Annotated in this window: 4 protein-coding genes; 1 reads left to right on the top strand and 3 read right to left on the bottom strand. The window is 68.9% G+C overall.

From position 1 onward, the window contains the following. Positions 1–208: 208 nt before the first annotated feature. Genes G6R25_RS23485 through G6R25_RS23475 form a run of 3 tightly spaced genes read right to left on the bottom strand, consistent with a single transcriptional unit; the run spans position 209 to position 1,760 of the window. On the bottom strand, positions 209–694 hold the full coding sequence (locus G6R25_RS23485) for a hypothetical protein (RefSeq protein WP_163554606.1): 486 nt from the start codon (positions 692–694) through the stop codon (positions 209–211). An 18-nt stretch (positions 695–712) separates the two neighbouring features. Then, complete coding sequence (locus tag G6R25_RS23480; RefSeq protein WP_163554605.1) at positions 713–1,390, bottom strand: hypothetical protein; 678 nt, start codon at positions 1,388–1,390, stop codon at positions 713–715. A gap of 58 nt (positions 1,391–1,448) precedes the next feature. Next, entirely contained in the window at positions 1,449–1,760 is a 312-nt protein-coding gene (locus tag G6R25_RS23475; RefSeq protein ID WP_163554604.1) for a hypothetical protein, read from the bottom strand. Between the two features lie 165 nt (positions 1,761–1,925). Here G6R25_RS23475 and G6R25_RS23470 point away from each other — a divergent pair, with 165 nt between their 5' ends. After that, positions 1,926–2,282, top strand: coding sequence for a hypothetical protein (locus G6R25_RS23470; protein ID WP_163554603.1), 357 nt, complete (start codon positions 1,926–1,928; stop codon positions 2,280–2,282). The last annotated feature ends 30 nt before the right edge of the window (positions 2,283–2,312 follow it).

Raw genomic sequence — 2,312 nt, 5'->3', positions numbered from 1 at the left:
AACCGGGCCCTCACATTCCTCACAACCTAGAGTAACCAGTCGGCACGGAAAGCGATCTTCGCGCGGCCCTGGATTCTACCCGACCGTTAACCATTCCGACCGCTATCAGGCGGCGCAGAAGTTGGCGGACCTGGGACGCGAACATCGCAGCCGCGCCGCCGACGCACTGTTCACCCTCGCCGTCGAGCGCCCTGACGACGCCTCTTTTTCATACTGGCGTGTCCAAGCCGCAGAGGACCTGGCGGACCTTGGCGGCGAGTGCCGGTTTCGTGCCGTCACAGCGCTTCACATAGTGATCGGCGACCCGGCGCTGAATCCGGGGATACCGCAAGGTGCCGTCCGCGCGTTGACCAAACTCGGGAACGAATATCCCAGCCAGGCTGCGGACGCCTTGCGCCGGCTGATCCTTGACCCGACCAGAAACCCCGACGAACGATGCGACGCCGCCCGGAACCTCGCCAAAATCGGCGGTCAGTACAGCCGGCAGGTCCAGGAGACCTTCGCGCCCCTGCTGGACGATCCGGCCGCGGCACCCAGCGACCATCTCCTCGCCGCAGCGGTACTGACGATCCTCGAACCCGGCAACCGTCCGCTGGCCGGCGCGCTGGCCCGGCAGATCGCCGCCAGCCCCACCGTCGATCCACGCACACGTCTCCAAGCCGCCCACACTCTGGCCGATCTCGGACCTGAACACCGCGCCGCCGCCGTGCAGCTACTCCACGAACTGGCCGCCGAACCCATCCTCGGCAGCCAGGACCGCCTCGACGCCGCACGAAAGATCGTTGACGATGAGAGTCAGGGCTTTCTCCGCGCTGCCGCCCTGGCCACGCTCGCCACCGACCCCACCACCGACCCCACCACCGACCCCACCACCGACACCGAGCAGCAGGCATACGCAGGGGCTGCCGCAGCCGTATATGACGACAACCACGTACGCGCGGCACACCTGCTCTCCGCGCTTGCCCGCGATCCGACGGTCGAGGCCGATGTGCGCCTCAATGCGGCCGAGGACCTTCAAGAACTCGACGGCGAACAGCCGCGTTCCCACGCTGCAGACGTGTTCGCCCGGCTGGCCGCCGATCCCTTCCTGGACACGGCGCAACGCCGCAAGGCGGCGGAGAAACTGGCGCACTACGAAGCCGGACACTGGCAGCAGGCCATCGACGCGCTCTCCCGCCTGGCCAGCGACCCGGACGGCGATGCCGAAGAACGCCTCACAGCGGCCGGCAGCCTGACCGGCCTCGGTCCGGCAGGACAGACCGCCGCCCGTACCGCGTTCCAGCAGATGGCGATCGAGCCCCGGGTGGACATCCACGTCCGCCGCTGGGCGGCGCGGGCCATGGCCGAACTCGGCCCGCAAGCGCTGACCAGCGCCGTCGACACCCTCCACCGACTTGGCGCGGATACCACCGTCGAGGCATGGAACCGGCTCTGGGCCGCGGAGGCCCTCACCGAGCTGGGACCGGCCGGCCGCCGAAGCGCCACCCCGGTCCTGCACATGCTGCTCGGCGACCCAGCCGTCGACCGGCTGGCCCTGTGCCCACGCCACGGCAGCGCTCGCCGGTCTCGACGGCAGCTATCACCATCAGGCCGTCGACCTCCTCATCGAGATCGCCGCCGACCCGTCCGGCGCCGGTGGGGAACGCCTCCAGGCAGTCGAACGGCCTCTCCTGGCCAGCCGCCACCGTCGCGACGACGTTGCCCGCCTCCTGCACGCGATCGCCGCCGACGGCGGGCTCCGCGGCTGGGAACGTCGCCAAGCCGCGGACGTCCTGGCCACGCTCGGTCCCAAGAACCGTGCCAACGCCACCAGGCTTCTCCACACGATCACCGTCGACCCGTCCACCGATCCCTGGGAACGGCCCGAGGCCGCGAGCGCGCTGACCGAGCTCGACCCGTCTGGGCGGGACCATGGCATCCGGGCAATGCACCGAGTCGCGGCAGACCCTACCGTTTCCGCCGGCGAACGCTGCCGCGCCGCCGAAGCGCTCACCGGGCTCGCGCCACACGCTGCCGCCGAAGCGTTGAGAACAATCTTCTCCGATCCGGCACTCGACCCCCTGCACCGGCGGCGGGCCGCCAACGGCCTTACCCGCATCGGCGCGACGTATCGTGCCGAGGGCCTGATGTTTCTCCGCTGGCAGACCACCGACACCAGCCTGATGCCCTTCCAACAGGCACTCGCCTGCAAGGACCTCGACGATCTCCAGGGCAGCCGCGCCAAAAGCACCACCGAAATGATCACTGAGCCTTTCCTGGTAACGTTTTGTTGCTTTGCGTGACATCAATGTTGTGTTGGTGTGTTGGGTTTC

This window comes from Candidatus Frankia alpina, assembly GCF_902806485.1.
GTDB lineage: Bacteria > Actinomycetota > Actinomycetes > Frankiales > Frankiaceae > Frankia > Frankia alpina.
This window is presented reverse-complemented; position numbering and strand designations above follow the sequence as displayed.

What these genes read in the sequence shown, in the direction of transcription:
- G6R25_RS23470 (WP_163554603.1), top strand. Translation starts at nt 1,926, where the DNA reads ATGCACCGAGTCGCGGCAGACCCTACCGTTTCCGCCGGCGAACGCTGC.